This is a genomic window from Streptomyces sp. NPDC001970 (genome assembly GCF_053594115.1).
In genome coordinates, this window is sequence record NZ_JBSFDW010000026.1 from 11,765 (window position 1) to 38,148 (window position 26,384).

Annotated in this window: 25 protein-coding genes and 1 pseudogene; 11 read left to right on the forward strand and 15 right to left on the reverse strand. The window is 72.7% G+C overall.

Annotated elements, in window-relative coordinates:
* Window positions 1-43: 43 nt before the first annotated feature.
* On the forward strand, window positions 44-1,351 hold the full coding sequence (locus ACWCP0_RS27330; protein ID WP_451081431.1) for a geranylgeranyl reductase family protein: 1,308 nt from the start codon (window positions 44-46) through the stop codon (window positions 1,349-1,351).
* On the opposite strand, the gene ACWCP0_RS27335 is transcribed toward ACWCP0_RS27330, so the two are convergent.
* Window positions 1,341-1,793 carry a nitroreductase/quinone reductase family protein gene (locus ACWCP0_RS27335; protein ID WP_451081432.1) on the reverse strand — a complete coding sequence of 151 codons (453 nt, stop codon included), beginning with the start codon at window positions 1,791-1,793 and terminating at the stop codon, window positions 1,341-1,343. The genes ACWCP0_RS27330 and ACWCP0_RS27335 overlap by 11 nt on opposite strands.
* Window positions 1,794-1,926: 133 nt before the next feature.
* Here ACWCP0_RS27335 and ACWCP0_RS27340 point away from each other — a divergent pair, with 133 nt between their 5' ends.
* The 3 genes from ACWCP0_RS27340 to ACWCP0_RS27350 all read left to right on the forward strand — a co-directional run bounded on the left by ACWCP0_RS27340 (window position 1,927) and on the right by ACWCP0_RS27350 (window position 4,753).
* Entirely contained in the window at window positions 1,927-2,751 is an 825-nt protein-coding gene (locus ACWCP0_RS27340) for a TetR/AcrR family transcriptional regulator (protein ID WP_451081433.1), read from the forward strand.
* A gap of 86 nt (window positions 2,752-2,837) precedes the next feature.
* Complete coding sequence (locus tag ACWCP0_RS27345; protein ID WP_451081434.1) at window positions 2,838-4,091, forward strand: sensor histidine kinase; 1,254 nt, start codon at window positions 2,838-2,840, stop codon at window positions 4,089-4,091.
* The gene (locus tag ACWCP0_RS27350; RefSeq protein WP_351237139.1) at window positions 4,088-4,753 is read left to right on the forward strand and encodes a response regulator transcription factor; all 666 of its coding nucleotides are present in this window, start codon (window positions 4,088-4,090) and stop codon (window positions 4,751-4,753) included. Before ACWCP0_RS27345 ends, ACWCP0_RS27350 begins: the two co-directional genes overlap by 4 nt.
* Here the strand turns inward: ACWCP0_RS27350 and ACWCP0_RS27355 are convergent.
* On the reverse strand, window positions 4,714-5,007 hold the full coding sequence (locus ACWCP0_RS27355; protein ID WP_451081435.1) for a DUF6332 family protein: 294 nt from the start codon (window positions 5,005-5,007) through the stop codon (window positions 4,714-4,716). The genes ACWCP0_RS27350 and ACWCP0_RS27355 overlap by 40 nt on opposite strands.
* Window positions 5,008-5,102: 95 nt before the next feature.
* On the opposite strand from ACWCP0_RS27355, the pseudogene ACWCP0_RS27360 reads away from it, so the two are divergent.
* Window positions 5,103-5,321: pseudogene (locus ACWCP0_RS27360) on the forward strand (MarR family transcriptional regulator); the annotation flags it as partial.
* A gap of 71 nt (window positions 5,322-5,392) precedes the next feature.
* Here the strand turns inward: ACWCP0_RS27360 and ACWCP0_RS27365 are convergent.
* The 3 genes from ACWCP0_RS27365 to ACWCP0_RS27375 all read right to left on the reverse strand — a co-directional run bounded on the left by ACWCP0_RS27365 (window position 5,393) and on the right by ACWCP0_RS27375 (window position 7,874).
* The gene (locus ACWCP0_RS27365; RefSeq protein ID WP_451081436.1) at window positions 5,393-6,151 is read right to left on the reverse strand and encodes a maleylpyruvate isomerase family mycothiol-dependent enzyme; all 759 of its coding nucleotides are present in this window, start codon (window positions 6,149-6,151) and stop codon (window positions 5,393-5,395) included.
* A gap of 137 nt (window positions 6,152-6,288) precedes the next feature.
* Complete coding sequence (locus tag ACWCP0_RS27370; protein ID WP_451081539.1) at window positions 6,289-6,735, reverse strand: SCO4225 family membrane protein; 447 nt, start codon at window positions 6,733-6,735, stop codon at window positions 6,289-6,291.
* Window positions 6,621-7,874 (reverse strand): MFS transporter, encoded by a 1,254-nt coding sequence (locus tag ACWCP0_RS27375; RefSeq protein ID WP_451081437.1) that lies wholly within the window; start codon window positions 7,872-7,874, stop codon window positions 6,621-6,623. The genes ACWCP0_RS27370 and ACWCP0_RS27375 overlap by 115 nt, the downstream gene beginning before the upstream one ends.
* A gap of 218 nt (window positions 7,875-8,092) precedes the next feature.
* Between ACWCP0_RS27375 and ACWCP0_RS27380 the strand changes: the two genes are divergently transcribed.
* Both ACWCP0_RS27380 and ACWCP0_RS27385 read left to right on the forward strand, forming a co-directional pair.
* On the forward strand, window positions 8,093-9,319 hold the full coding sequence (locus ACWCP0_RS27380; protein WP_451081438.1) for an ROK family protein: 1,227 nt from the start codon (window positions 8,093-8,095) through the stop codon (window positions 9,317-9,319).
* Window positions 9,320-9,435: 116 nt separating this feature from the next.
* Entirely contained in the window at window positions 9,436-10,224 is a 789-nt protein-coding gene (locus tag ACWCP0_RS27385) for an SAM-dependent methyltransferase (protein ID WP_451081439.1), read from the forward strand.
* Window positions 10,225-10,296: 72 nt separating this feature from the next.
* On the opposite strand, the gene ACWCP0_RS27390 is transcribed toward ACWCP0_RS27385, so the two are convergent.
* Together ACWCP0_RS27390 and ACWCP0_RS27395 are read right to left on the reverse strand one after the other, a co-directional pair.
* Window positions 10,297-10,839: a DUF4865 family protein gene (locus ACWCP0_RS27390; RefSeq protein ID WP_451081440.1), complete on the reverse strand. Its 543-nt coding sequence runs from the start codon at window positions 10,837-10,839 to the stop codon at window positions 10,297-10,299.
* A gap of 112 nt (window positions 10,840-10,951) precedes the next feature.
* Entirely contained in the window at window positions 10,952-11,179 is a 228-nt protein-coding gene (locus tag ACWCP0_RS27395; protein WP_451081441.1) for a DUF7848 domain-containing protein, read from the reverse strand.
* A 315-nt stretch (window positions 11,180-11,494) separates the two neighbouring features.
* Between ACWCP0_RS27395 and ACWCP0_RS27400 the strand changes: the two genes are divergently transcribed.
* Window positions 11,495-11,764, forward strand: a complete 270-nt coding sequence (locus ACWCP0_RS27400) for a GntR family transcriptional regulator (protein ID WP_451081442.1) — start codon at window positions 11,495-11,497, stop codon at window positions 11,762-11,764.
* Between the two features lie 347 nt (window positions 11,765-12,111).
* Here the strand turns inward: ACWCP0_RS27400 and ACWCP0_RS27405 are convergent, their stop codons facing one another.
* Window positions 12,112-12,717 carry an ATP-binding protein gene (locus ACWCP0_RS27405; RefSeq protein WP_451081443.1) on the reverse strand — a complete coding sequence of 202 codons (606 nt, stop codon included), beginning with the start codon at window positions 12,715-12,717 and terminating at the stop codon, window positions 12,112-12,114.
* A 304-nt stretch (window positions 12,718-13,021) separates the two neighbouring features.
* Entirely contained in the window at window positions 13,022-13,354 is a 333-nt protein-coding gene (locus ACWCP0_RS27410) for a hypothetical protein (protein WP_451081444.1), read from the reverse strand.
* Window positions 13,355-13,554: 200 nt separating this feature from the next.
* Between ACWCP0_RS27410 and ACWCP0_RS27415 the strand changes: the two genes are divergently transcribed.
* Window positions 13,555-14,670: a PLP-dependent cysteine synthase family protein gene (locus ACWCP0_RS27415; protein ID WP_451081445.1), complete on the forward strand. Its 1,116-nt coding sequence runs from the start codon at window positions 13,555-13,557 to the stop codon at window positions 14,668-14,670.
* A 127-nt stretch (window positions 14,671-14,797) separates the two neighbouring features.
* Here the strand turns inward: ACWCP0_RS27415 and ACWCP0_RS27420 are convergent, their stop codons facing one another.
* The 3 genes from ACWCP0_RS27420 to ACWCP0_RS27430 all read right to left on the reverse strand — a co-directional run bounded on the left by ACWCP0_RS27420 (window position 14,798) and on the right by ACWCP0_RS27430 (window position 16,646).
* Window positions 14,798-15,277: an SRPBCC family protein gene (locus tag ACWCP0_RS27420; protein ID WP_451081446.1), complete on the reverse strand. Its 480-nt coding sequence runs from the start codon at window positions 15,275-15,277 to the stop codon at window positions 14,798-14,800.
* 83 nt (window positions 15,278-15,360) lie between these two features.
* Complete coding sequence (locus tag ACWCP0_RS27425; protein ID WP_451081447.1) at window positions 15,361-15,813, reverse strand: SRPBCC family protein; 453 nt, start codon at window positions 15,811-15,813, stop codon at window positions 15,361-15,363.
* Window positions 15,810-16,646, reverse strand: a complete 837-nt coding sequence (locus ACWCP0_RS27430) for a DeoR/GlpR family DNA-binding transcription regulator (RefSeq protein ID WP_451081448.1) — start codon at window positions 16,644-16,646, stop codon at window positions 15,810-15,812. The genes ACWCP0_RS27425 and ACWCP0_RS27430 overlap by 4 nt, the downstream gene beginning before the upstream one ends.
* 179 nt (window positions 16,647-16,825) lie before the next feature.
* Between ACWCP0_RS27430 and ACWCP0_RS27435 the strand changes: the two genes are divergently transcribed.
* Window positions 16,826-19,339: a hypothetical protein gene (locus ACWCP0_RS27435; protein WP_451081449.1), complete on the forward strand. Its 2,514-nt coding sequence runs from the start codon at window positions 16,826-16,828 to the stop codon at window positions 19,337-19,339.
* On the opposite strand, the gene ACWCP0_RS27440 is transcribed toward ACWCP0_RS27435, so the two are convergent.
* The 3 genes from ACWCP0_RS27440 to ACWCP0_RS27450 form a co-directional block, all read right to left on the reverse strand.
* Window positions 19,309-21,726 (reverse strand): right-handed parallel beta-helix repeat-containing protein, encoded by a 2,418-nt coding sequence (locus ACWCP0_RS27440; RefSeq protein WP_451081450.1) that lies wholly within the window; start codon window positions 21,724-21,726, stop codon window positions 19,309-19,311. The genes ACWCP0_RS27435 and ACWCP0_RS27440 overlap by 31 nt on opposite strands.
* 87 nt (window positions 21,727-21,813) lie before the next feature.
* Window positions 21,814-22,422, reverse strand: a complete 609-nt coding sequence (locus ACWCP0_RS27445) for an Rv1733c family protein (RefSeq protein ID WP_451081451.1) — start codon at window positions 22,420-22,422, stop codon at window positions 21,814-21,816.
* A 755-nt stretch (window positions 22,423-23,177) separates the two neighbouring features.
* Window positions 23,178-24,092, reverse strand: coding sequence for a helix-turn-helix domain-containing protein (locus tag ACWCP0_RS27450; protein ID WP_451081452.1), 915 nt, complete (start codon window positions 24,090-24,092; stop codon window positions 23,178-23,180).
* Between the two features lie 184 nt (window positions 24,093-24,276).
* On the opposite strand from ACWCP0_RS27450, the gene tkt reads away from it, so the two are divergent.
* Entirely contained in the window at window positions 24,277-26,379 is a 2,103-nt protein-coding gene (gene tkt / locus ACWCP0_RS27455) for a transketolase (RefSeq protein ID WP_451081453.1), read from the forward strand.
* The last annotated feature ends 5 nt before the right edge of the window (window positions 26,380-26,384 follow it).

Sequence of the window (26,384 nt, forward strand, 5' to 3'; positions counted from 1 at the left end):
CGAGAGCTTGGGCCTTGGGTCGGATCGGGAGCAGAAGCACATCGTGAGCAGCGAGAACGCAGATGTCGTGGGCGGACACGGCGAGCCGGTGTGGGATGTCGTCGTGGTCGGTGCCGGACCGGCGGGAGCGTCGGCGGCCTATGCCGCCGCGGTCGCAGGACGCCGGGTGCTCCTCCTGGAGAAGGCCGAGCTGCCCCGCTACAAGACCTGCGGCGGAGGGATCATCGGGCCCTCGCGGGACGCCCTGCCGCCCGGCTTCGAACTGCCGCTCCAGGACCGGGTGCACGCGGTCACCTTCTCGCTGAACGGAAGGCTGTCCCGCACGCGCCGCTCGCGGCGGATGCTCTTCGGGCTCGTCAACCGGCCCGAGTTCGACGCCGCGCTGGTCGAGCAGGCGCAGAAGGCGGGCGCGCAACTGCGCACCGGGGCGACGGTCTCCCGCGTCGAGCAGCACGGACCCGCCGTGCCGGACCGCCGCACGGTCGCGGTCGTCCTCGCCGACGGCGAGACGGTCCTCGCGCGGGCCGTCGTCGGCGCCGACGGCAGTGCCGGCCGCATAGGAGCGCATGTCGGGGTCAAGCTCGACCAGGTGGACCTGGGCCTGGAGGCCGAGATCCCGGTGCCCGCGACGGTGGCCGAGGACTGGGCGGGGCGGGTGCTGATCGACTGGGGGCCGCTGCCCGGAAGCTACGGCTGGGTCTTCCCCAAGGGCAAGGTGCTGACCGTCGGGGTGATCTCGGCGCGCGGCGAGGGGGCCGCCACCAAACGCTACCTGGAGGACTTCATCGCCCGTCTGGGGCTGGCCGGTTTCGAGCCCTCCATCTCGTCCGGGCATCTGACCCGCTGCCGCGCCGACGACTCGCCGCTGTCGCGCGGACGGGTGCTGGTCTGTGGTGACGCGGCCGGGCTGCTGGAGCCGTGGACGCGCGAGGGCATCTCGTTCGCCCTGCGCTCGGGGCGCCTCGCGGGGGAGTGGGCGGTACGGATCGCCGAGGCGAACGACGCCGTGGACGCCCGCCGCCAGGCGCTGAACTACGCCTTCGCCATCAAGGCGGGGCTGGGTGTGGAGATGGGCGTTGGGCGGCGCATGCTCGCGGTGTTCGAGCGGCGTCCGGGCCTGCTGCAGGCGGCGATCACCGGCTTCCGGCCGGCCTGGAAGGCCTTCGCGGACATCACCCGCGGTTCGACGTCGCTGGCGGGCATCGTGCGCTCCCGGCCCATGGCCCGGCGCGCGCTGGAGGCGCTGGACCGGGCACGGCCGCCGCGCACGGGAGCGGACCGCGCCCGGGCCGCCGGCGGCGAGGCGGCAACGGGCGAGCAGGACGCCGACGGAGCGCGCGTCACTTCGTGATCGTGATCCGGAAGACCGGGTGATCGGGGGCGGCCGCCAGGATCTCCTCGTCGGAGGACTTGGCGGTGACGCCCTTGAAGAACCGGTCGACCTCCCAGCCCCAGCGCTCGAGGTAGCCGCGCAGGACGGGGAGCTTCTCGCTGTCCGGGATCTCCACGGCGGTGAAGGTGCGCACCTTGCGGCCGACACGCAGCTCGCCGCCGCCCGCGGTGCGCATGTTGCGCACCCACTGGGAGTGACCGCGGGCCGAGACCAGGAACTGCGCTCCTTCCTGGGTGAAGGGATTGACGGGGATGCGCTGCATGGTGCCGCTCTTGCGGCCGCGCACGGAGAGCTCGGCGGAGCCGAGGAGGCTGACGCCGCGACGGGCGAGCCAGCCCACGACGCGGTTCATGCGGCCCTCGAACGCGTTGGCCTTGATGTAGTGCGGCGACGACGACATGGCGATCTCCAGCGTGTGAGGTTGAGAGAGCACTGCTCTCGGTCAGGAGCAGTCTGCACGGGATCGGTGGCCCAGAGCAAGAGCAGTGCTTTCGTTATTGGCCGGTGCTCCGAAACGTGACACACTGTCTCGCATGAACAGCGCCAGCCGTGCGAGCGGATCGAGCAGAACGAGCAGCACCATGCGCGGAGCCAGGGAGCGCGCCCGCAGCGAGATCACCACCGCCATCAAGGACGAGGCGCGCAGACAGCTCGCCGCCGAGGGCGCCGCGAAGCTCTCCCTGCGCGCCGTCGCGCGCGAGCTCGGCATGGTGTCCTCGGCGCTGTACCGCTATTTCCCGAGCCGTGACGAGCTGCTCACCGCGCTGATCGTCGACGCGTACGATGCCGTCGGCGCCGCCGCCGAGCGGGCCCTCGCCGATGTCGATGCCCCTGCCGGCGCAGCGGCCTCCGCCGGGGCGGCGGGACCGGCCGACGCCGCCGGACCGGCCGACCCCGTCGTCCGCTGGACCGCCGTCTGCGCGGCCGTCCGGGCCTGGGCCCTCGCCCACCCCCACGAGTACGCCCTGATCTACGGCTCGCCCGTTCCGGGATACGCGGCACCGGCGACCACCATCGGGCCGGCGTCCCGCGTCGGCCTCGTCCTCATCTCCATCGCCCGCGACGCCCACCAGGGTCCCGGCGTCGCCCCGCCCCCGCTCCCCGCCGAACTGCGCACCGAAGCCGACCGGTTGACCGCCGATCTCGCGCTCGACCTTCCCCCGGGTCTCGTCGTCGCCCTGGTGGCCGCCTGGTCCCAGGTGTTCGGGCTGATCTCCTTCGAGATCTTCGGCCAGTTCCACCGCATCGTGGAGGACCGGGAGACCTTCTTCTCGTACGCGGTCTCCCGCATCGCCCGCGAGACCGGACTCGTCGCCCCCGGCCCGGCCGCCGGCGGCCCCCCTGCCACGGCCCTCTGACAGCGGCTCGCGTACTCCACAGGGAGTACGTCCGATCACCGCGCTCGACCGACGCCCGCCGACCAGGGCGGTCTAGCGTGACCGGTATGGATGAGCAGCGCACGCGCCACCACCGCGGTGGCCCGCCGTGGACGCACGGCGGGCCACCGCGGTGGCGTCATGGACCGGACCGTTGGGCGGACCGGTGGGGCGGGACCGGCGTGCCCTGGCGATCCACGCTGGTGCTCGCCGTCTTCGTGATGGTCGCGACGGGCTTCGCGGCGAAGAACCAGACCGACCGGGAGCCGCTCGACGCCTTCGCGCGTGCCCTGCTGCTCGCCGGTCCCGCCTTCCTCCTGCTGCGCGGCACGCACCCGGTCGCCGCGCTCTTCGGCGCGGCGGCGACCGCCCTGGCGTATCTGGCCGCCGGCTATCCGTACGGGCCTGTCTTCGTCACCGTGGCCGTCGGGGTCTTCTCGGCGATCGTCGCCGGACACCGGCGCGCCGCCTGGTGGGCCGTGGGGGTGCTCGCCGTCGGCCATCTGCTGGTCGGTCACTGGCTCTACCGGTATCTCCCACCGGAGGGCGACAGCCCCGCGCCATGGGGCCAGGAACTGATCGGCACCGCCTGGGTCGTGGCCATCCTCGCCGGCGCCGAACTCGTCCGTGCCCGCAGGGAGCAGCGGCTCCGTGAGCGCGCCGAGCGCGCCGCCGCCGAGAAGCGCCGCGCCGACGAGGAGCGGCTGCGCATCGCCCGCGAACTCCACGACGTGCTCGCCCACTCCATCTCCGTCATCAACGTCCAGGCCGGGGTCGGCCTCGCGCTGCTGGACTCCGACCCCGAGCAGGCCCGTACGGCACTCACGACCATCAAGGCGGCGAGCAAGGAGGCCCTGGGGGAGGTGCGACAGGTCCTGGACACCCTGCGCACCCCCGGCGACGCACCCCGCGCTCCCGCACCCGGCCTCGACCGGCTTCCCGAGCTCGTCGAGCAGGCCGCCAGGACCGGACTCACCGTGGAGATCACCACCGAGGGGACGAAGACCGCGCTGCCGCCCGGAGCCGATCTCGCCGCCTTCCGGATCGTGCAGGAGGCGCTGACCAACGTGGTGCGCCACTCCGGGTCCCGTACCGCACGCGTGGCCATCCGCTACGCGCCGGGCCTTCTGGATCTCCGTATCGACGACGACGGCCCCGCCACCGGCACCGAACAGGGTGGGAGCGGCAACGGACTCGCCGGGATGCGGGAGCGGGCCGCGGCGCTCGGTGGCACGATCGAGGCGGGCATCCGTCCGGACGGCGGCTTCCGGGTGCAGGCCGACCTGCCGTTCGAGCCGAGGGCACTGGAGGACGCACCGTGATCCGGGTACTGCTCGCCGACGACCAGTCACTGGTACGCGCCGGCTTCCGGGCACTGCTCGACGCCCAGCCCGACATCGAGGTGGCGGGGGAGGCCGCGGACGGCGAGGCAGCGCTGCGCGAAGTCGCCGCGCTCAAGCCCGACGTCGTCCTGATGGACATCCGCATGCCGCTGCTCGACGGGCTCGCCGCCACGCGCCGTATCACCGAGGACGACTCCCTCGACGGCGTGAAGGTCGTCATGCTGACCACCTTCGAGCTGGACGAGTACGTCTTCGAGGCGATCCGTGCCGGCGCCTCCGGGTTCCTGGTGAAGGACACCGAGCCGGACGAACTGCTGCGCGCCGTACGGGCGGTGGTGGACGGCGACGCGCTGCTCTCGCCAGGGGTGACGCGCCGTCTCATCGCCGAGTTCGCCGCCCGGTCCAAGGCGCCCGCGCAGGACGAGCGCCTGGCCGAACTCACCGAGCGGGAGCGGGAGGTGATGGCCCTCGTCGGGATCGGACTCTCCAACGAGGAGATCGCCCGCCGGCTCGTGGTGAGCCCTCTCACGGCCAAGACCCACGTCAGCCGGACGATGGTGAAGCTGGGCGCCCGCGACCGGGCCCAACTGGTCGTCCTGGCCTACGAGTCGGGGCTCGTCCGCCCCGGCTGGCTCGGCTGACCTCCGCCGGTCCCCCGGGGAAACCGCCACAGCACGTGCACGACCCGCGCCACGAAGACGAGCCCCGCGACCACGCCTCCGGCGACCACCAGGATGCGCTCCACCGCGCGGGGCGGATCGAGCAGCAGCGCGGGTCCCGCGATAGCGCCGAAGACCAGGGCCGCTGCGAAGACGGCGCTGAACAGGGCGTACCCGATCTCGACGGTGATCGTGTCCCGCTCGGCCTGTGTACGTCTCCCCATGGCGTCCCCCATGGACGGGAGTCTCACAGCGCGGTGGTGTTCGGGCAACCACCCGCACACCGCCGATCCCCGTGTCGTGCCGGTCAGTTGTGGGCTCCGACGGGCTCGTGCAGGAGCTGGCCCGAAGCGTGCATGTGAGCCGGCGCGCGCTGTCGCGTCCGGTCGCACGACTGGAGAAAGACGGCCTGGTGACGCGCGGCGGGTGTGGTGAGGACCGGCGCGGGGTGCGTGTGGTGCTCACGGACAAGGGCCGCGAGCGCCCTGCCGAGGTTCAGCCGTTGCAGCGGGCGGTGCTCTCCCGGATGCCGGCGGGCGCGGACGGCTGAGGCCCGGACGGCTGAGGCCCGGACGGCTGAGGCCCGGGCCGGTGATGCCTGGGTTCCGGGGCTCCGGGCGCTCAGGACCAGGTGATCGCGGACTTCTTGCCCCAGAGCCGCGCGAGTGCGGTGTCGCCGGTGACGGTCACGGCGGTCAGTGGCAGGCGGTTCCACAGCGCCAGGTAGAGCCGCCCGGCGGGACCGCCCAGCTCGCAGTCCGCCGGTCCCGCGCCGGTCCGGTCGGTGCGCGCCGGCTCCTGGGACAGATGCACGGTCCAGACGTCGTCCGTGTCCGTGGCCCGTACCCGGAAGGTCCGCGGCGCGTCCGTGCGCACCCGGCTCCTGGACCGGGCGTGGAACGCGCAGAGCAGCTCGTCGATCCCGTCGGCCGCAAGCCGGGCCGGCACGGCCGCCGACGTCGCGAGGGGACCGCCTTCGCCGAGCGCGGCCTCCGCGTCCACACGGTGCACGGCGGTCTCATGGGCCTGACGCCGTGCCCAGAAGGCCCGGGGCGAGGGCGCGGGCAGGAAGCTCCAGCAGTCCAGATCGTCCGGCGCGTCGGTGAGCGCCGCGACCAACAGCCCGTGCCCCTCGCGGAACCATTCCAGCAACTCGTCCCCGTCGAGGTCCGGCTCACCCGCGTCCGGGTGGTACGCCGTGTGCCCCTCGACCACGAACGCCGTCGCCCAGCGGTGGACCATGCCGGTGTGCCGGAGCAGGTCCCCGACCTGCCAGCCCGGGCAGGTCGGCACGGCGGCGTCCGTGCCCGCCTTCGACGCGGCACCGGCCAGCGAACGGCCCTCGTCGGCGAGGCAGGTGATCAGCTCCGCGGTTTCCATGCGGGGCATTGTGCCAGCGATGTCGGACACCCCGTGCGTGTGCGGCGTGTGGCCTGCCGCGCAGCAGTCGTAGGAGCCGGCCGAGCGCGTACGACCGGATCAGCGCCGACAGCGCCGGTGCCACGCATGGGAACCAGTCAGATCCGGCCATGGGACCGCCGAGCCTTTCGCCGCTCTCCGCGACGACGAAGAACGTCGGTGTCGGTGAGGAGCATGGGCAGCAACCGGGCGAACGATGCATCCTCGTGGTGCACGAAGAGCGTGTCGTACGCGGCGAGCAGAGTGGCCACGGCCACGGGCCCGGGATACACGAGCGACGCCGGACTGGCGAAGGTCAGCCGGGCGATCCGGCTGAGACGTCCGGTCGAGTTCGTCGTCGGTTGCCCCCGAGGTCGATGTCCCCATGGTGGGGCGCCGGCTGCGCGGACGCCTGAGTACGGCTGCTCAGCGGCTTCTGGTGCCTGAGTTTCTACGCGGCCTGTGCCGATACGGGCACGTGGGCCTTGCCCGACGCGTACCCGATCACGGCCGCGGCACCCGCGAGCGCCGCCACCGTCGTCAGGGCCACCGGCAGGGAGAACCAGTCGGCGAGGAAGCCGATCGCGGGTGGCCCGAGCAGCATCCCTCCGTAGCCCAGCGTGGACGCGGCGGCTACTCCGGCGGGACCGGCGAGGGCGCCCGCTCGGGCGACTGCCACCGGGAAGATGTTGGCGAGGCCGAGCCCGGTCACGGCGAACCCCAGCAGCGCCGGCCATGTGGTCGGGGCCAGTGCGCCGAGCAGCATGCCGGCCGCGGCGGTCGAGCCGCCCGCGACCAGGGTCCGGGTCTGGCCGAGCCGTTCCAGCAGGGCGGTGCCGCTGAGCCTGCCCGCGGTCATGGCGAGGGCGAACAGCGAGTACCCGGCGGCAGCCACACCCGGGTGCGCGTCCAGGTCCTGCTCCAGATGGAGCGCGCCCCAGTCGGCCAGCGCGCCCTCGCCGTACGCCGTGCAGAGCGCGATCACGCCGAAGAGCACGACCAGGCGGCGGGTCCGGCCGCTCAGCCGTGCGGCCGGGGCGGTGGGTGCGGACCGTGGCCCGTCGGCGCCCGGCGACGTGAGCGGCACGGGCGAGGGGTGCCGGAGCAGCGTCGGGCCCGCCGCAGCCGTGACGATCAGCCCGATCCCGGTGAGCGTGAGCAGGTGCGCCGTGGGGGAGAGGCCCGCGGCGACCAGGCCGCCGAGCCCGGCCCCGATCATGCCACCGAGGCTGAAGGCGGCGTGGAAGCTGGGCATGACCGGCCGTCGCAGCGCGGCGACGAGATCCACGGCGGCGCTGTTCATCGCCACGTTGATGCCGCCGTACGCCGTGCCGAAGACCAGCAGCACCAGGCCGAGCGCGAGCGTCGAGTGCGTCAGCGCGGGCAGCGCGATGCTCAGCGACATCAGGACCCCGGCCGCCACGGTCACCGGGTCGCTCCCGAAGCGCCGGCACAGCCGCCCCGTGAGGGTCATCGTCACCACGGCACCGGCCGACACCCCGAGAAGGGCGAGGCCCAGACCGCTCTCCGAGGCGCCGGTCTGCTGCTTGATGGCGGGGATGCGGACCACCCAGCCGGCGAAGAGGAAGCCGTCGAGGGCGAAGAAGACGGTCAGAGCGGCGCGTAGGCGGGTCAGGGAGCGGGAGGCGGGATCTCCGCCGTGGCTGCCCGGTGTGGCCGTGCGCAGTTTGTTTAGTAGCGGCACAAAGTCAGGATAGGGGGCGGCGCCGGTCCGGCACAAGCGCGCAGGAACGCGCCACGGGAGCAACGGGACCGCCCTGGCGCCCGGGCCGCCCGGAGCTCTGCTCAGGCCCCGGACGCGGCACGGACCCGCGCCGCCCCGGACGCGGCACCGGCCCGCGCCGCTCGGCGGCCGCCGCAGCAGCCTCCACCCGCCCGCTGGATCATGGGAGACTCGCCTCCATGAACGGCAAGGCGACGACCGCCCGGACGCGGCTGGAGAGAGGCCGCAGCGCGCTCGGCCCCGCACTGGAACTGGTGCACACGGGCCGGGCGCCCACCCGCGCCGTACTCACCGCCGAACTGGGCGTCACGCGTGCCACCGCCGGTGCCGTCGCCGCCGAACTCGAAGCGCTCGGGCTGATCCGCGTCGACTCCCGGCCGGGCGCCGCCGCCGGTTCGCAGGGCCGCCCCTCGCACCGGCTGTCCGTCGACGACACGGGCCCCGTCGCACTCGCCGCACAGGTGCACGCGGACGGGTTCCGGGCCGCGCTCGTCGGGCTCGGAGGGCGGATCGTCGCGACCGCGCCCGGCTGTGTCACGGTCTCCGCCGACCCGGCCCAGGTGCTCGGCGAGGTCGTCGACGCCGGAGCCGCTCTGCTGCGTGCCACCGGCCGCCACTGTGTGGGCGCGGGGCTCGCCGTCCCCTCCGCCGTGGCCGAGCCCGAGGGCACCGCGCTCAACCCGCTGCATCTCGCCTGGCCCGCGGGCGCACCGGTGCGCGACATCTTCGCCGAACGCGTCCGCGCGGCCGGCATCACGGGACCGGCCTTCACGGGCAACGACGTCAACCTCGCCGCTCTCGCAGAGCACCGCCACGGCGCCGGCCGCGGCGCCCAGCATCTGCTCTGCGTGGCCACCGGCCACCGCGGCGTCGGTGGTGCCCTCGTCCTCGACGGCCGCCTGCACACGGGCAGTTCGGGCCTCGCCCTGGAGGTCGGCCACCTCACCGTCAACCCCGAGGGCCGCCCCTGCCACTGCGGCAGCCGCGGGTGCCTCGACGTCGAGGCCGACCCCCTCGCCTTCCTCACCGCCGCGGGCCGCGAGCCGGGGCCCGAGGTGTCCCTGCTCCAGCGGTCGCGCGACCTGCTCCGCACGGAGTACGGCGACCCCTCGGTTCGCGCGGCCGCCGAGGAGCTCGTCGACCGCCTCGGCCTCGGCCTCGCGGGCCTCGTCAACATCCTCAATCCGGACCGCATCATCCTCGGCGGCCTCCACCGCGAACTGCTCGACGCCGACCCGGAACGCCTGCGCGCCGTCGTCGCCGACCGCAGCCTCTGGGGCCGCAGCGGCGGAGTCCCGATCCTCCCCTGCACCCTCGACCACAACAGCCTCGTGGGCGCGGCGGAGCTGGCGTGGCAGCCGGTTCTGGACGACCCGTTGGTCGTGCTGCCGGCGCGCGCGTCCTGACCCGGGCTGCGGCATCGGTGCGGCCGCCGCCCGTCGCCCGCCCGGGGCCGAGGCGCCTGCCGCACCGCGCGGAATTTCAGGTGTGCGCGCGGCCCGTGTGTCGTACCGTCCCCACCATGTCTGCCACCGATCTCCCGCCCAGGCTCACGCGCCTCGCCTTCCACGGGCCCCTCTCCGAAGCCCGGGCCGCTCGACTGGTCGCGCGCCTGACGCGGCACAGCCCTGCCTCGGTTCTCGACATCGGGTGCGGATGGGGCGAGTTGACGCTGCGGGTGCTGGAGGCCGCGCCGGGAGCGAAGGGGGTGGGACTCGACCTCAATGCCGGCGACCTCGCGCGCGGACGGCGTCATGCCGGGGAGCGCGGCCTCGACGGGCGGGTCGAGTTCATCGAGGAGTCCGCCACCGGTACGACGCGCGGACCGGCCGACGTCGTGCTGTGCGTGGGCTCCGGTCAGGCGCTGCTCGACGCGGCACCGGGTGCGGACCGGGCGACGACACTGTCCGCCACAACCGCCGCGCTGCGGGCCCTGCGCGCCCTGGTCACGCCCGGCGGACGCGTGCTGTTCGGCGAGGGATTCTGGCAGCGCACCCCCACGCCGGAGGAGCTGGCCGCCATGTGGCCGGACGCCCGCGCGGACGAGCATCTGCCGCTCGCGGCGATCGCGGAGGCCGCCACCGACGCCGGGTTCCGCGTCGAATGGATCGAGACGGCGACCGAGGAGGAGTGGGAGCACTTCGAGTCCGGCTACCTCGCCGACGAGGAGGAATGGCTCGCCGCCCACGAGGGCCACCCCCTGGCCGCCGGGATCCGGACCCGCGTGGACCGCCACCGGGCGAGCTGGCTGCGCGGCTACCGCGGGATCCTGGGCCTCGTCTACCTCACGCTGATCCCTGTCTCACGCTGATCCCTGTCTCACGCTGATCCCTGTCTCACGCCGATCCCTGTCTCACGCCGATCCCTGTCGGCTGACGGTGCATCACCACTGTCTGCCCCGGGCGAGCTCGCCCCGATGCGGGGCGGACACATGAAGCACCTGGAACCGGTCGCCGTCCGCGTCCCGGGCGGCGGCACCGTCCGCCCAGAGCACGAAGTGGACGAGCTCCCAGTGCCGCGGGTCGATCGCGGCGGCGGCCGCCACCGCACCGTCCCTGCTCGCCAGTTCCCGGTGCTCCACGAGTGCCCGCTCCACGGCTTCGGAGGGGCTCTCGTCGCCCCGCAGCCGCACGAGCCGGCGCGTCGCGCTCAGCGGCACGGACCCGGACGCCGGGCCTTCCTCGTACGCCAGCCCCGTCCATTGCTGCACCTGCGGCCGCCCGAAGTCGTTCACGATGCCCCGGAATCCGGGCCCCAAGAGAAAGGAGTTCATTCCCTCGGGCGCGGTCCACAGATAGAACGGCGCGTACTGGTCGACCGGGGAGCCGTCCGCGCGCTCGCGGATCAGATACGCCTTGAGGCCCAGCCCGGGGAAGTCGTCGAGCAGATGCCCCTTCGTGGCGACGCGCTTGCGGATGATCCCCATGTCGTAGTCGTGGTAGCAGTGACACTCGCATAGGCCCAAAGCGGCCAGCGGACATACGAAAATCCCCTCCGCATCGGCGTACGGAGGAGGTCGCATTGAGGGCCTGGAGGAGCTACTCCAGGCGCGTCACACGGGCGTGGTCCGTGTACTCCCGCCGGAACAGCGCGTGTCCCGTACGGCCGGTATGGGCCAGCGCCCAGTCCTGGGCATCGTCGGCATCGCCCTGGGGGCCGCTGGTGGCGTCACAGCCGTACGCCACGCAAGTGATCTCAGCGGTAATCCCACCCTCCGGCACGTGGGTGATCTGGTGGCGTGCGTGGCGGAAGACAGCGCGGCTCATTGGGACCGCCCGTGAGGGTGCCGCCGGATCCCAGCGGCAGCATCGAATGCCACCTTGTGGTCACCAGCGCTGACGGCCGCCTCACGGTCGCGCGCCAGCGCCATGCACACTCCGCAACCTTTGGCGGGTGTCCCCTCCAGCAGCCACGGGCCAAGTGGGAGTTCTACGGGTGGTGTCGAGTAGCGGACTGGCTCCATAGGTGCCGCCTCGCTGGCTTCTGGTCATTCCTTGTATCTCAAGGTACAGCCTCGTACCGAGACGTACATAGACGTAGCTCGAAATGCCGCTACGTAGTACCGGCGGGACGATCACGGCATGGCCGTTGACCCAGACAGCGAGATTGACCACGGCGCACCACTGACGCCCTATCTCCAGTTGGCGGAGATCGTCCGCGCGCGGATCCAGCGCGGGGACTGGGCACCCGGGAGGGCCATCTCCTCGGAGACTCAGCTTGTGCAGCAGTACGGCGTAGCGCGGACCACCGTGCGCCGCGCCATCGCCGCCCTTGTGGCGGAGGGCGTCCTGTTCGTCGTCCCTCAGCGCGGGACCTACGTGGCAACCAACGACGAAAAGCCCTCCACCTGACACAGTGTCAGATGGAGGGCTGTCGTCACGCTCCGGCAGCGAGTGCAGCGCGGAGAGCAGATCCTGTCTGCCATGCTGCCCACCCCTCTGACCTGGGCTCTACCGCCCAACCAGTAGTGTCTCACCTCCTAGGTTTATCTCGTAATGCATGGCATGCACCGGTACGAACCTGGCCGCCGGAGCACTCGCTGGGCCTGCGGCCCGCACGCCGGGCGGCTCGTGTCGACGTACTGCGGGCCATCGCCACCGAGTGAGCCGCTCGTTCCGCTCGTTCCGGTCGTTCCGGTCGTTTCGGTTCCGGTCGGCCTGTTCGCTCGGCCGGTCGGCGGGTCGTCCGGCAGGCCCGGTCAGCCGGAAGCGGCCGACCGGGCCGCCGCGGGTGTACGCGGCTCGGACGAGGGTCCGGCGTCCGCGACCGCGAAGGGAGCTCCGGCCACGGGCGCGTCAGTCGCGAACGGAACGTCGAGGGCCACGGCAGCCCGCGCCGCGACAGCGGCGCCGGCTCTCGCCCCGTACGTGGAGGCGACCGCGCAGGGCGCCTTCGCCGTACCCATGGGCAGCGTCGTCGGGAGCGTGAACCAGACGACCTTGCCCTCGTTGCCCTTGGGCAGCACGCCCCAGCTCTCGCTGAGGGCCGCGATCAGCGAGAGCCCGCGGCCCGTGGTCTCGAGCGGTCCGGCGGTGCCGGCGACCGGAAGCCTGGGGTCGTGGTCGTGCACCGAGATCGTGAGTCGGTCGAGCAGCAGCTCCATCTCGACGGTGCAGAGTTTGTCCGGCTCGGCATGCCGGTGGACGTTGGTCAGCAACTCTGTGACGCCGAGCGCCGCATGGTCTATCAAGGGATCGAGCTGCCAGTAGCGCAGTTGCGCCGAGACGATCCTGCGGACCTGACCGATCCGCGGCGGGAGGGCCTGGAGCTCCACCCTGCAATGCCTGCTTGCCTCGCTGATCACGGCTGCGACTCCCCGAATGAGGTCCGGAAGAAGACGAAGGAACGGATCCAGCAGTTGGCTGCCTGCTGTGTGCGCCGGCGGCCTGGGTCACAGTGTCACCGCCGGTCAACCCTGAGTGATGTAGTCAAGCGTGAACCCCGGGTGACGACTTCGCAACTCCGCGCACACAAGGCGGAGAACGTCAGACGAAGCGGCGCATGACACACGTGTGCCACGCCCGTGCTCGGCTGTGCCGCGCCGCTGCCACGGCGGACGCCGTGCACATGCTCTGTGTGCCCGAAAGGGCCGGGCACCGGACCCGCGGTCAGGCCCGGTCGCCGCCCGCCCTGCGGAGCGCGTCCAGGAACCGTCCCGCGAGCGCCGCTCCGTCGAGGCTGCGGCCGTCGTCCCCCCGGCCGTGCCGGTCCATGGTCAGCCGGTAGCGCGTCCCGTTGACCGTCGCGACCGTAATCTCGCCGCCCGCGAACCAGGGCTTCCCCGCCCGCACCGTCGCCACCGGGGCGCAGTCGATCACCCGGCCGTTGCTGGTCAGCAGCGCGAGACGGCCGTCCTCGATCAGGACCTGACCGGCCTTCGTGAGCGAGCGGGGCCACCGCTCGATCCGCACGCCCGTGGCGTTGAACTCCGGCTCCTGCATGGCCGTCCGCCCCCTTCGCACCAGTTCCTGCACCTCAGTCTGCCCATGGAACCTCCACGACACCAGGGCGCATTCCGGCACGGTCCCACAAGGAGTTGCTATGGAACCCCAAAGTCAGCGTTTGTGCAGGTGAGGGGCTTATGGTGGGCGGTGCGGGAGTAGGAGCGGCAGCGGAGCCGACAAGATGAGGAGCGGGGCGCATGAGCGCGTACGAGGCAGCGGCCACCATCGACGTGGACCGCAGCGATCCGGAGTACCGGGCGTGGCTCAAGGAGGCCGTGCGCAAGGTGCAGGCCGACGCGAACCGCTCGGCCGACACCCACCTGCTGCGCTTCCCGCTGCCGGAGCAGTGGGGGATCGACCTGTACCTCAAGGACGAGTCCACCCATCCCACCGGCAGCCTCAAGCACCGGCTCGCCCGCTCGCTGTTCCTGTACGGGCTCTGCAACGGCTGGATCAGGCCGGGAAAGCCCGTCATCGAGGCGTCCAGCGGCTCGACGGCCGTGTCCGAGGCGTACTTCGCGAAGCTGATCGGTGTGCCGTTCATCGCCGTGATGCCGCGTACCACGAGTGGCGAGAAGTGCCGTCTCATCGAATTCCACGGCGGACAGTGCCACTTCGTGGACGACTCGCGGAAGATGTACGAGGAGTCCGCCGCGCTCGCCGCGGAGACCGGCGGCCACTACATGGACCAGTTCACCTACGCCGAGCGGGCCACCGACTGGCGCGGCAACAACAACATCGCCGAATCGATCTACGAGCAGCTGAAGCTGGAGCGCTACCCGGAGCCCGCGTGGATCGTCGCCACCGCCGGTACGGGCGGCACGTCGGCGACCATCGCGCGCTACGTCCACTACATGCAGTACGACACCAGGATCTGTGTGCCCGACCCGGAGAACTCCTGTTTCTTCCACGGCTGGACCCGTCACGACCCGCTGGCGACGAGCGACCGCGGCTCACGCATCGAGGGCATCGGACGCCCGCGCATGGAGCCGAGCTTCGTCCCCGGCGCCATCGACCGGATGATGAAGGTGCCGGACGCGGCGACCGTCGCCGCCGTGCGTGCCCTGGAGCAGGCCATCGGGCGCAAGGCGGGCGGCTCCACCGGCACGGGGCTGTGGAGCGCCCTGAAGATCGTCGCGGAGATGGTGGCGGAGGGTGAGAAGGGCAGTGTGGTCACGCTGATCTGCGACCCCGGCGACCGCTACCTCGACAAGTACTACTCCGACGAGTGGCTGGCCGGACAGGCTCTGGACATCGCCCCGTACGCCGAGGCGATCGACCAGTTCCTCGGCAGCGGCGTCTGGCCGGACTGACCCGGGGGAGGGGGACGAGACGGGGACGGGACGGGGACGGGGACGGGACGGGACGGGGACGGGACGGGGCGGGGACGGGACGGGGACTGGTGCTGGGGCCCAGGGCCCTGCGGCCCGGGCGGCCGGCCTACGCGGCCGGTGCCGCGAGCCGGCGGTCGAGGCTGCGGACGGCGTCACGGAAGGCGTGCCCCATGCCCGCCCGTCCGAGCCGCAGCCCGACCCTGAACGGCGCGGGCCCGGCCGCCGCCATGGTCCACTGCAGCCGCGTCCCCGACCCGTTGGGCGTGATCCGCCACTCCTCCAGCATGGCCCGCACGCCGGGGACGTTGGTCTCGTCGACCCGGTAGGCGTACCGGACGCCGGGTTCCGCGGCCACTATCGTCTCGTCGAAGCGGGTGCCGCCCATCAGCCGGACCTCCCGGCCGGCGCCCCCGCGGGTGGGCCGGGCGGAGGTCACCGCCCTGAACCAGGACGCCCAACCCTCCACGTCCTCCGCGAGCGCGCGATAGACGGCCGACGGCTCGGCGCGCACCTCGGCGCTGAAGACGAGCCGCACCGGTGCGGTCTCGGCGAACTCGAGTTCCACGGGGTCGAGTCGGCGTGGCATGGACGGTACCTCCGGGGTCGGCGAGCGGGGCGCCTGCGCGGCTCGGGCCCGGACACGATAGCTGGCGGACCGTCAGATGGGCACTACCGTGCCGAACCCGTGGGCGCGGCGAGCAGACCGTCCACCGCCCTGCCGAAGACCTGCCGGGCCGCCCGCGCGAGCAACGGGCCGGCCACGCGCGGCAGTCCCCGCACCCCCAGCTCCTCGGTCCAGGTCACTCGCGTCCCGCCGGGCGCTGCCCGCACCTCGATCTCCGCCCACCCGAGCACGGTCCGGCCGCGCTTCTCCAGCCGGCAGTGCCCCGGCCGCCCGGCTTCCGGTGGCTCCCAGCGCACGACCTCCATCGGATCGTCGAAGCCCACCGGCCCCGCACCCGTACGGGCGGAGAACCGGCTGCCCACGCCCGTGGGCCCCGCCGTCAGCACGGAAATCCCCGTCAGCGGCACCTTCCCCGCGTGGGCGGGCCAGTCGGTGAGCCGGCGCCATGCCTCACCCGGCGACAACGGCGTCATCCGTACGACCCGGAAGACGGTCACTCCGACGCCGCCTCGGACGACTCACCCGCCACCACCAGATGCGGCAGATGCTCCGCGATCTCCTCCCGCGCCTCCGCCGGCAGCCCCGCGTCCGTCACGAGCGTGTCGACCTCGTCCAGCCGGGCGAACGAACTCAGCCCCACCGTCCCCCACTTGGTGTGGTCGGCCACGACCACCACCCGCCGCGCGGAGCGGACGAACCGCCGGTTCGTCTCCGCCTCCGCCAGGTTCGGCGTCGACAGCCCCGCCTCGACCGAGATGCCGTGCACCCCGAGGAAGAGCACGTCGAAGTGGAGCGAGCGGATCGCCTGGTCCGCGACCGGGCCGACGAGCGAGTCCGACGGTGTCCGCACGCCACCGGTGAGCACCACGGTCGCCGCCGCCCGCTGGCCGCTCGCCGCGCCCGCCCGCTGCGCGGCGTGGAACACATCGGCGACCCGCACCGAGTTCGTCACGACCGTCAGATCGGGGACGTCCACCAGGTGCTGCGCCAGGGCGTACGTCGTCGTGCCGCCGGACAGGGCGATCGCGCTGCCCGGCACCGCCATCGCCGCCGCCGCCCGCGCGATGTCCTCCTTCGCGCTGAGCTCCAGCGAGGACTTGGCCTCGAACCCCGGCTCGTGCGTGCTCGCCTCGACCACGGGCACCGCGCCGCCGTGGACCTTCTCGATGACGCCCTGTCGGGCGAGCGCGTCGAGATCCCGGCGCACGGTCATGTCGGAGACGTTCAGCTTGCGGGTGAGTTCGTTCACCCGCACACCGCCCCGCCGCCGTACCTCGTCGAGGATCAGGGCGCGCCGCTGTTCCGCGAGGAGGTTCTGGTTGTCGCTCACCGCCGGGGCCGGTCCTTCCGTTTCGCCTGTGCCGAATCGCCGCACTTCACCAGGGCGGCTCATCCTCCCATGCCCGGTTCGCGCCGGGTGCGGGGAGATTCCGTGAGAGCCGTGCGGCGCAGGCCATGATCGGGGATTCTGGTCGCGCCGATCATCCCATCAGAGAGCGAGCCACCGAAGTGTCCCCTGCCACCCCGGCCCCGGACAGCGGCGGTGCCGCGCTGGAGCTTCTGGTCCACGGTGTCGGCGGGGCCACCCCGCAGGACATGCTCGACGATCCGCGTACGGTCCGGATCACCGGCGACGCGACCGCCGCCGTCTACCGGCGTCCCGAGGACGCCGACGCCGACCACCACCCCGAGCGGTACGAGAACGGGCCGGTGCCCGAGGCGTACTGCTGGTCGAACCTCACCTCGGGGAACGGCGCCCGTGCGCTCTGGCTGCTGCTCCTGCCGTTCATGGTGGTCAATCTGGCCCACTGGATGCGGCCCACGACCGGGGGACCCGCGAAGGCTGTCCGCTTCTACGGGATGCTCGTACGGCTCGTGGCGCTGAGTCTGACCGTCCTGCTCACGGCCGCCGCCTGTGAGGTGGCGCTCGACCTGACGGCCTGGCAGTGCGCGGGCTCGGCCGACTGCGCGGCGGACCGCTCCTGGCTGGGCTTCCTCTCCGCCGCTGACGGCGGATGGTGGGCGCAGCCGGGCCGCCGCCTCTCGCTCGCAGCGCTGGTGCCGGCCGGGTTGGTGGGGCTGCTCTGGTACCTCTCCAACCGCACGTGGAGCGCGTACGAGTCGCAGCGCCCGCCCAGCGCCGCGACGGTCACGGGCGCCACCGCCGTATCTGCAGGTCGCGACCCCGAGAAGGACCCCGCGAGCGAGCCTGAGCAGGCCCGGGACAAGGACGCCGGGCAGGCCTCGGGGACGGGGCCGGGGCCGGGTTCGGACGCGGAGAGAGGGGTGGAAACGGACGCACCAGCGGCGGTCCGCCCCGCCCTCGGCCGCCCCGGCTTCTGGTACGGACGGCGCATCGTCGCCCGGCTGCGGGCCGCGCACACCGGCGCCGGGTTCCTCGTCATCGCCGCCGCCGTCGCCGGGGCGGCCGCCCGGCACGACCGTCGCGCGGACGTCCCCGCGCTCGAAGTCGCGGGCTGGGCCCTGGAGTCGGTGCTCCTGGCCGCCGGAGCCGTCGTCGTCGCCGTCGTGTTCCGCCGGGGCCGTAGCGAGAAGGTCCTCGACAACCGCATCGACCATGCCGTCGTCACCTGGCTGCCCGGCCTCTCCCTCGGGCTGCTCGCCCTGTCGATGCTGTACGCCTCCTGGTCGCGGCCGGGCTGGGCCTCCCACGGCACCCTCCCCGGCGACACCGTCTTCCGCGTCATCGTCCTCGCCCAGGGCGGCCTGATCGTCGCCCTCGCCGTCACCGCGCACGTCCTGTACCGCAGGGTCCGGCACTCGCGCACCTCCATGTACGGCATGGCGGGCCCCGCCGTCGCGCTGCTCGCCTGCGCACTCGGAGGTGTCATGACCGGCGGAGTCGCCCAGCGCGTCGCCGACTGGCTGGACGGTTCCGGCACCCCGGGCGTGAGCGGGGGACCCATCGTCGGGCCGCCGGTACTGCTGAGCTGGCAGGCATCCGTCATTCCCGTGCTGCTGCTCCTGCTCCTCGCCCCGCTGGCGGCTCTCGGCGTACGGACCTGGCGCACCGCCCGTGCCCTCGCCGGCCGGGTGGAGGAGGACTATCCGGCCGAGCGGCCCGACGAGGTCCGTACCCGGCGGATCGCCGGTACCAGGGCCCGGGCGGCGCTCACCGACGCCGCGCCCACCCTCATCGGCATCGTCTGCGTGGCGACCCTGCTGCTGGGGGCCGGTGCGGTGGCCGGTGCCTGGATGAGCGGCGACGTTCCGAGCGAGGCGTTCCACCGGGCCCACCCGGTCGTGGAGGCCGCCGCCGAAGCCGCCCAGGCACTCGGATCCTGGCTCATCGGGCTGGGCTTCATCCTCTTCGTGACCTGGGGCCGGCGGGCGTACCGGGACGCCTCCGCCCGCCGCACCATCGGCATCCTCTGGGACGTCGGCACGTTCTGGCCGCGCGCCGCTCATCCCTTCGCCCCGCCCTGCTACGCCGAGCGCGCCGTGCCCGACCTCACCTGGCGGATGGCCTCCTGGACCGGCAGCACCGGCGGGCGGCTCGTCATCTCCGGCCATTCGCAGGGCAGTGTGCTGGCTGCCGCCGCGGTCTGGCAGCTCCCGCCGCACACCCGGCGCCGGGTCGCCCTGCTCACGTACGGCTCCCCGCTGGAGCGGCTCTACGGCCGCTGGTTCCCCGCCTACTTCGGGGCGGCCCCGCTGCGGGCGCTCCACCAGGAGCTGCACTGCTGGCGCAACCTCTGGCGGCACACCGACCCGATCGGCGGCCCGGTCCGGGTCCCGGCCGAAGGGGACAAGCCCGAGGTCGACCGGGAGGCCCTCAAGGACCCCGTCGTGTACGGGCGTACGGACAGGCATCCGCTGCCGGAGCCCATCCTCGGGCACTCCGACTACCAGGCCGACCCGGCCTTCGCCCAGGAGCGCGAGGAGCTCCTGAACCGGCTGCCACCGCCGCTGCCGCGCCAGCGTGGCGGTGCCGAGGCCGGCACCGAGGCTGGGGGCGGGGCCCTGCGGCCTCAGGGCAGTTCGGGCAGATCCTCCGGGTAGAGCAGGGTCAGGTCGTCGGTGCTCGCCTCGGTGAGTTCGGCGACCCGGCCCGCGTGCCGCTCCACCATCGACTCGAAGGTCTGACGCGCGGTGCGGCCGTTACCGAACGCGGGTCCCTTCGGGAGCGCCGTGAAGTACTTGTGCAGCGCCTCGGCCGTGCCGTCGGCCAGGCGGTACTCGTGCTCCTCGGCCTGCTGCTCCACGATCCGCAGCAGCTCGTCCGGGACGTAGTCGCTGAAGGTGATGGTGCGTGAGAAGCGGGACGCCACACCGGGGTTGACCGAGAGGAACCGCTCCATCTCCGCTGTGTACCCGGCGACGATGACCACGACCGCGTCCCGGTGGTCCTCCATCAGCTTCACCAGCGTGTCGATGGCCTCGCGGCCGAAGTCCCGCCCGGAGTCCTCGGGGGAGAGCGCGTACGCCTCGTCGATGAAGAGCACCCCGCCGCGCGCCCGGTCGAACGCCTCCTGCGTGCGGATCGCGGTCGAGCCGATGTGCTCGCCCACCAGGTCCACCCGGGACACCTCGACGAGATGTCCGCGCTCCAGCACCCCGAGCGAGGCCAGGATCTCGCCGTACAGCCGGGCCACCGTCGTCTTGCCGGTGCCGGGGGAGCCGGTGAAGACCAGATGGCGGCGGACGGAGGCGGCCTTCAGCCCCGCCTCCTGGCGCCTCCGGCCGACCTCGATCATGTTCGTGAGCGTGCGGACCTCCCGCTTGACGCTCTCCAGGCCGACCAGTGCGTCGAGTTCACCCAGGACCGCGGCCGACGTACGGACCGGGGCCGGCGGCTGCGCCTCGGGCCCCGGCTCGGGCTCGGCGGTGCGCTGTCCGGGGATCGTGCCCAGCAGCCCGAGGGAGGAGCGATCGGGCTGCGTGGTCGTCAGCACGGCCGGGGTCCGCCGCGGGGACGACCGTACGCCGCTCTCGTCGCTCGTGCAGTCCTCCACGGTCAGACCCTCTTCGGGGAACTCGTAACCCCCGCGTGCGCACCGCTCGGTACGGCAGCGCTTCAGCGTCGTACGGCAGCCGTCCATGACATGGAAGCCGTAGCCGCCGCTGCCCGTCACCTGGCAGCCGTGGAACGTGCCGCGGCCCTCCGCGGAGACGTAGAAGCCGGCCTCCGCAGGGGAGGTCACCGTGCAGCGCTCGATCGACGGATCCGCGCCCTTGGTGACGATGACGCCCGTCTGGGCCTGGTCGATGGTGCAGTTGCTGAGGGTGCCGCCGCTCCCGTGGTCGCGGAACCAGGCGCCCGTGGAGGCCTCCCGGATGCGGCAGTCGTCGAGCTGTGCCGTGGCGCCGTCGCTGACCGACACCGCCGTGTTGCGCACCTGCGAGAGATCGCTGTCGACGACGTCGGCACGCGAGCCGCGGTCGAGGACGAAGAGCGCGTCCGGAACATCGTGGACGCGGCAGGAGTCGAGGACCACGGTCGCGCCGTCGCTGACCCACACCGCCGGATAGTCGCCCGTACTGTCGTGGATCTCGCACTGGTTGGCGTCCACCCGCGTGCCCGGGTCCCACACCGACAGACCGTTGCGTCCGAACCGCCGCACCGTCGAGCGGGTGAGTGTGAGCACCGAACGGGAGCGCAGGTCCACCGCGTTCTCCGGGACGTCGTGGATGTCGCAGTCCGAGAGCGTGAGCACGGCGTCGGTGTCGAGGGTGATGCCGTCCGACGAGGTGCGGTGCACGCTGGAGTCGGTGAGATGGGCCGTGGCCCGCGAGGCGATCTGCACGCCGGCGCCCTTGATCTCGTACACCTCGCAGCCCAGTGCCTCCAGCGCACTGGCCTCGCCGGTGACGCTCAGCCCGGCGCCCGACGCATGGTGCACGCGGCATCGTTCGAGCCGGGGATGCGCGCCGCCGCGCACCGAGACGCCGGACTGCCCCGCCGCGAGGACCTCGCACTCCTCGAACACGCCGCCGGCGCCGTCCAGTACGCCGATGCCGACCCCGGCGGGATTGTCGACGGTGCACCGCCGAACGGTCGGGCGGGCCGCGCCGCGCACCTCGATGCCGGCGGCGGACCGCGTGACGATCCGCAGATCCGTCAGCTCCGGTGCGCCGTCCTCGACGAGCAGCGCGGGCGCCGCCGTGTCCTGCCCCTCGACATGAAGGTCGTGCACGGTGGCGGAGGCGCGCACGGTCAGGGGAACCCCTTCGGGCGGGGCGATCCGCACCGAGCCGGCCGAACCGTCGGTCCCGCGCAGGGTCACGGCGCGCTGCACCACCAGATTCTCCCGGTACGTACCGGGAGATACGGTGAGGACGTCACCGTCACCGGCGGCCTCGAGGGCTGCGGCGAGGGAGGCGTACTCGCCCGTGCGGCGCCGCCACCGCGATGAGCCGGTGTGCGTCACCTGGACCGTGCCTGCCATGGTGCTGATCTGCCCCCACCTCGTCGCTCGACTTCCGTGCCACGCGTCGCACCACCGTAGCGCGCCCGACGGGTGGGAACTGACCGGTCAGCTGCCTGTGCCCGTAAGGGGCCAGTCGGGACCGGTTTTCGCCCATGCGCGGTCGAGCCGCACGTACCGCCGCTGTATCAGCCGCCGTACGAACAGCCGCCTGCCGCCCTCCACCGCACCGGCCGCGACGGCCGCCGCGCCGAGGCCCGCGAGCACGGCGTGCGCCCGGGCGGTGTCCGCGGTCATGGGGCGGGTGACGGAATTCCCCCGGTCGTCGACCCATATCCGGAATGTGTCACCGGGATCCGTCGTCCTGACGCCCGCGGCCATCGTGCCGGTGTGCCGACTGCCGTCCGCACCCGTCCACTCGGCCACCACCATCCGGCTCGACCGGCGCTCCATTCCCGCCTCCGGATCGGCCACGGCCTGCTGCGCCTTCGGCGCCTCTCGCAGCACCCGTGCCGTCGTGGGATGCCGCTCCGCCCGCTGGGCGCGCGCGGACTCGCGGAGCGCGGCGTCGGCAAGGCCGCCGCAGAGGAACCCGACGGCCGGCACCGCGACGGTCAGCAGCAGCACCGCGGCCAGCGCCGCCCAGGCCTCGACGAGATCAGTGGTGCGGCGCAGGGGATTGTGCCGCCAGCGCCAGAGTCCGGTGAGCGTGCGCATGGTCCTGCACCCCCTTCTCCGTCCGTCATAGACCCCGTACGGCACGGTGTACGCGCGGGTGGAACGAAGAGAGACCAAACTCACCCGGCACCCGTCCCAACGTGCCGGGCTCCGCGCCGTGTTCCCCGGTCGGCCGCTCGAGGAAGGCCCGGACCGGCCCGGCGCGCCCGGAACCGGCCTGAGACACGCGGAACGGGCCTGGCCGGCGTGGTCCGGCCCCGACCCGCGTGATCCGGAAAGCCGGCCCCGCGTGGTCCGGCCCCGCCCCGCGTGATCCGGAAGGCCGGCCCGGTAGTGCTTCGTCAGGTTGTTCTGATCGTGCGGCCGGTGGCGGAGTGCTGCCGGTCGTGGATCTTCGGGAGACCGAGGAGCTGCGGGAGAGCTCCCTCGCGATCCCCTCCATCCTCGACGCGCCCGGCCCCGCAGTGCTCACCTTCCGACAAGACGAACGACGGCCGGCCGGTCACGGACGTCATGAGCCGGCTCGCGTTCCCCGCCGACCGCACCCCGGCACCGGGGTCAGCGAACCCGCCAGTCTCGGGTCGATGAGCGCGGCCGCGTCCGCGCCGGGAACGGTGACGGTCCGTCGGTCCAGGCGGTGACGACCTCTTCGGCCGGCCGCGGTGACGGCCTCTTCGGCCGGCCGCGGTGAAGACCTCCTCGACCAGCCGCGCGGCCATCCGCGGTGTCTTCGGCCGACACGGCGTGACCGGCCGCCGCCGGCGGGTCCGCGGATCCGGCCGCATGGGAAGCGCTCAGACCTGCTCGGCCCGGAACCCCGCCGGTGTCACTCCGGTGTGCTGCAGGAAGAACTTCGAGAAGTTTGCCGAGTCCGCGAAGCCGACGGCCACTCCGATCCGCCCCACCGGCACGTCGGTGTGCGCGAGCAGCCGCTTCGCCTCCAGGATCACGCGCCGGTCGATGAAGCCCTTCGGGGTCCGGCCGGTGGCGGCGCGTACGGCACGGACGAGCGTGCGGCGCGAGTAGCCGAGCTCGGTGGCATACGTGCTGACGCTGTGATTGGTCGTGAAGCCCTGCTCGACCGCGGTGCGGAACCGGGAGAACGTCGTGTCCTGCTGCGCTCTGCACTCGTCCCCCGCCGCCTGCGCCGAGACGTGCGCCACCCGCAGCATGAAGGCCGCCAGGGAGTGCCGCAACACCGAGGTGTGCAGGCTCAACGGCAGCGTCGCCGTGTCCAGGTACTCGCGCTGAAGCTGCTCCAGCGAGCCGTCCAGGGCGGCAAGTTGGCCCTTGTCGGGGTGGAGGAGCGGCGGGCGGTCGTAGCGGTAGAGGCCCGTCGCCTCCACGATCGCGCGCGGCAGGAAACCGGGCTGCATCGTGAGCGCCGTGCCCACGTACCGATCGGTTGCCGATGGGCCGTGCACCTGGCCGGGCCGGATCCACAGGATGTCGCCCGCCCCGACCTCGAACTCCGTGAAGTCGATCATGTGGTGGACCGGGCCCTCGCGGAACAACAGCAGAACGTGGAAGTCGATCCGGTGCACGCGCCGCGAGAGGCCTATGTCTCCGGCCCAGGAGTCGTCCGCGCCCATGGGGCCGACCTGCATACCGACCCCGGAGACGCTTGCACTCGCGTTGAAGGGATGGGTACGGATGAGCTCCGCGGCTTCCAGACGTGCGCTCGGATGTGCGCTGCCCTGCTCCGTCATTCTCTTCCCTCGCCTCCGAGCGACTCCTGTGTCCCATTTTCACCGAACACTGGCACGGGGACACCTACCGTGCCAAAAGTATGACGTTTAAGTTCGTGGGTGGCTTGACCAGGGAATTTACACCCTGCCACCCGGTGTCTTTCGGCACCTCGGGTGCGCAACAGATGCGAAGGAAGTCATACAGATGAGCACGCAGACACCGGATCGCCTCGGCCCCTTCGAGTGGACCGAACTCGACCGGCGTGCCGTCGACACCGCCCGCCTCCTGGCGGCCGATGCCGTGCAGAAGGTCGGCAACGGGCACCCCGGCACGGCCATGAGCCTGGCCCCCGCCGCGTACACCCTCTTTCAGAAGGTCATGCGGCACGACCCGGCCGACCCGGAGTGGACCGGGCGCGACCGCTTCGTCCTTTCCCCCGGCCACACGAGCCTCACCCTCTACACCCAGCTGTTCCTCTCCGGCTACGAGCTGGAACTGGACGACCTGAAGGCGTTCCGCACGCAGGGCTCCAAGACCCCGGGCCACCCCGAGTACGGGCACACCGCCGGTGTCGAAACGACGACCGGGCCCCTCGGCCAGGGCGTCGCCAACGCCGTCGGCATGGCCATGGCCGCCCGCTACGAGCGGGGCCTGTTCGACCCCGAGGCCCCCGAGGGCACCAGCCCCTTCGACCACACCATCTGGGCAATCGTCTCCGACGGCGACCTGGAGGAGGGCGTCTCCGCCGAGGCCTCCTCCCTCGCCGGCCACCAGAAGCTCGGCAACCTCGTCTTCGTCTACGACGACAACCACATCTCCATCGAGGGCGACACCGCGACCGCGTTCTCCGAGGACGTCCTGAAGCGCTACGAGGCGTACGGCTGGCACATCCGGCGCATCGAGCCCAAGGAGAACGGCGACGTCGACGTGAAGGCCCTGTACGAGGCCCTTGCCGCCGCCAAGGCCGAGACCGAGCGTCCGTCCATCATCGCGATGCGCACGATCATCGCCTGGCCGGCCCCGAACGCCCAGAACACCGAGGCCTCGCACGGCTCCGCGCTCGGTACCGACGAGATCGCTGCCACCAAGCGCCTCCTCGGCTTCGACCCGGAGCAGTCCTTCATCGTCGAGGACGAGGTCCTCGCCCACAGCCGCGCCGCCCTCGACCGCGGCGCCGAGGCCCACACCGCCTGGGACAAGCAGCTTGCCGAGTGGCGCGCCGACAACCCCGAGCGCTCCGAGCTGCTCGACCGCATCGTGGCCGGGCGTCTGCCCGAGGGATGGGAGCAGGCGCTTCCCGTCTTCGAGGCCGGGACGAAGGTCGCCACGCGCGCCGCGTCCGGCACGGTCCTCCAGGCCATCGGCCCGGTCCTCCCCGAACTGTGGGGCGGGTCCGCAGACCTGGCCGGCTCGAACAACACGACCATCGACACGTCGTCGTCGTTCCTCCCGAAGGGCAACCCGCTGCCCGAGGCCGACCCGTACGGCCGCACCGTCCACTTCGGCATCCGCGAGTTCTCGATGGCCGCGGAGATGAACGGCATCGCACTGCACGGCAACACCCGGATCTACGGCGGCACGTTCCTGGTCTTCTCCGACTACATGCGCAACGCGGTCCGCATGTCCGCGCTGATGCAGCTCCCGGTCACGTACGTGTGGACCCACGACTCCATCGGGCTCGGCGAGGACGGCCCGACCCACCAGCCCGTCGAGCACCTCGCCTCCCTGCGTGCCATCCCGGGCCTGAACATCGTCCGCCCGGCCGACGCCAACGAGACCGCGATCGCCTGGCGCGAGATCCTGCACCGCGGCTCGGTCAAGCCGGCCCCGCACGGCCTGGCGCTGACCCGGCAGGGCGTGCCGACGTACGAGGCCGACGAGCTTGCGGCGAAGGGCGGATACGTGCGGGCCGAGGCGTCCAAGGAGACGCCGGACGTCATCCTGATCGCCACCGGTTCCGAGGTGCACCTCGCCGTCGGGGCCCGCGAGCAGCTGGAGGCCGAGGGCGTCGCCACCCGCGTCGTGTCCATGCCGTCCGTCGAGTGGTTCGAGGAGCAGTCGCAGGAGTACCGCGACAGCGTCCTGCCGCCCGCCGTGAAGGCCCGCGTCGCCGTCGAGGCCGGCATCGGCCTGACCTGGTACCGCTTCGTCGGGGACGCGGGACGCATCGTCTCCCTGGAGCACTTCGGTGCCTCCGCGGACGCCAATGTCCTCTTCGCCGAGTTCGGCTTCACCGCCGACAACGTCGCTGCCGAGGCCCGGGCTGCTCTCCATTCCGTCCAGGCCCTGGCCGCCGCCCGCGCTTGATCTGT

What these genes read in the sequence shown, in the direction of transcription:
- ACWCP0_RS27335 (WP_451081432.1), bottom strand. Translation starts at nt 1,793, where the DNA reads ATGTCGTCGTCGCCGCACTACATCAAGGCCAACGCGTTCGAGGGCCGC.
- ACWCP0_RS27340 (WP_451081433.1), top strand. Translation starts at nt 1,927, where the DNA reads ATGAACAGCGCCAGCCGTGCGAGCGGATCGAGCAGAACGAGCAGCACC.
- ACWCP0_RS27345 (WP_451081434.1), top strand. Translation starts at nt 2,838, where the DNA reads ATGGATGAGCAGCGCACGCGCCACCACCGCGGTGGCCCGCCGTGGACG.
- ACWCP0_RS27355 (WP_451081435.1), bottom strand. Translation starts at nt 5,007, where the DNA reads ATGGGGGACGCCATGGGGAGACGTACACAGGCCGAGCGGGACACGATC.
- ACWCP0_RS27365 (WP_451081436.1), bottom strand. Translation starts at nt 6,151, where the DNA reads ATGGAAACCGCGGAGCTGATCACCTGCCTCGCCGACGAGGGCCGTTCG.
- ACWCP0_RS27380 (WP_451081438.1), top strand. Translation starts at nt 8,093, where the DNA reads ATGAACGGCAAGGCGACGACCGCCCGGACGCGGCTGGAGAGAGGCCGC.
- ACWCP0_RS27385 (WP_451081439.1), top strand. Translation starts at nt 9,436, where the DNA reads ATGTCTGCCACCGATCTCCCGCCCAGGCTCACGCGCCTCGCCTTCCAC.
- ACWCP0_RS27390 (WP_451081440.1), bottom strand. Translation starts at nt 10,839, where the DNA reads ATGGGGATCATCCGCAAGCGCGTCGCCACGAAGGGGCATCTGCTCGAC.
- ACWCP0_RS27395 (WP_451081441.1), bottom strand. Translation starts at nt 11,179, where the DNA reads ATGAGCCGCGCTGTCTTCCGCCACGCACGCCACCAGATCACCCACGTG.
- ACWCP0_RS27400 (WP_451081442.1), top strand. Translation starts at nt 11,495, where the DNA reads ATGGCCGTTGACCCAGACAGCGAGATTGACCACGGCGCACCACTGACG.
- ACWCP0_RS27410 (WP_451081444.1), bottom strand. Translation starts at nt 13,354, where the DNA reads ATGCAGGAGCCGGAGTTCAACGCCACGGGCGTGCGGATCGAGCGGTGG.
- ACWCP0_RS27415 (WP_451081445.1), top strand. Translation starts at nt 13,555, where the DNA reads ATGAGCGCGTACGAGGCAGCGGCCACCATCGACGTGGACCGCAGCGAT.
- ACWCP0_RS27420 (WP_451081446.1), bottom strand. Translation starts at nt 15,277, where the DNA reads ATGCCACGCCGACTCGACCCCGTGGAACTCGAGTTCGCCGAGACCGCA.
- ACWCP0_RS27440 (WP_451081450.1), bottom strand. Translation starts at nt 21,726, where the DNA reads ATGGCAGGCACGGTCCAGGTGACGCACACCGGCTCATCGCGGTGGCGG.
- ACWCP0_RS27445 (WP_451081451.1), bottom strand. Translation starts at nt 22,422, where the DNA reads ATGCGCACGCTCACCGGACTCTGGCGCTGGCGGCACAATCCCCTGCGC.
- ACWCP0_RS27450 (WP_451081452.1), bottom strand. Translation starts at nt 24,092, where the DNA reads ATGACGGAGCAGGGCAGCGCACATCCGAGCGCACGTCTGGAAGCCGCG.
- tkt (WP_451081453.1), top strand. Translation starts at nt 24,277, where the DNA reads ATGAGCACGCAGACACCGGATCGCCTCGGCCCCTTCGAGTGGACCGAA.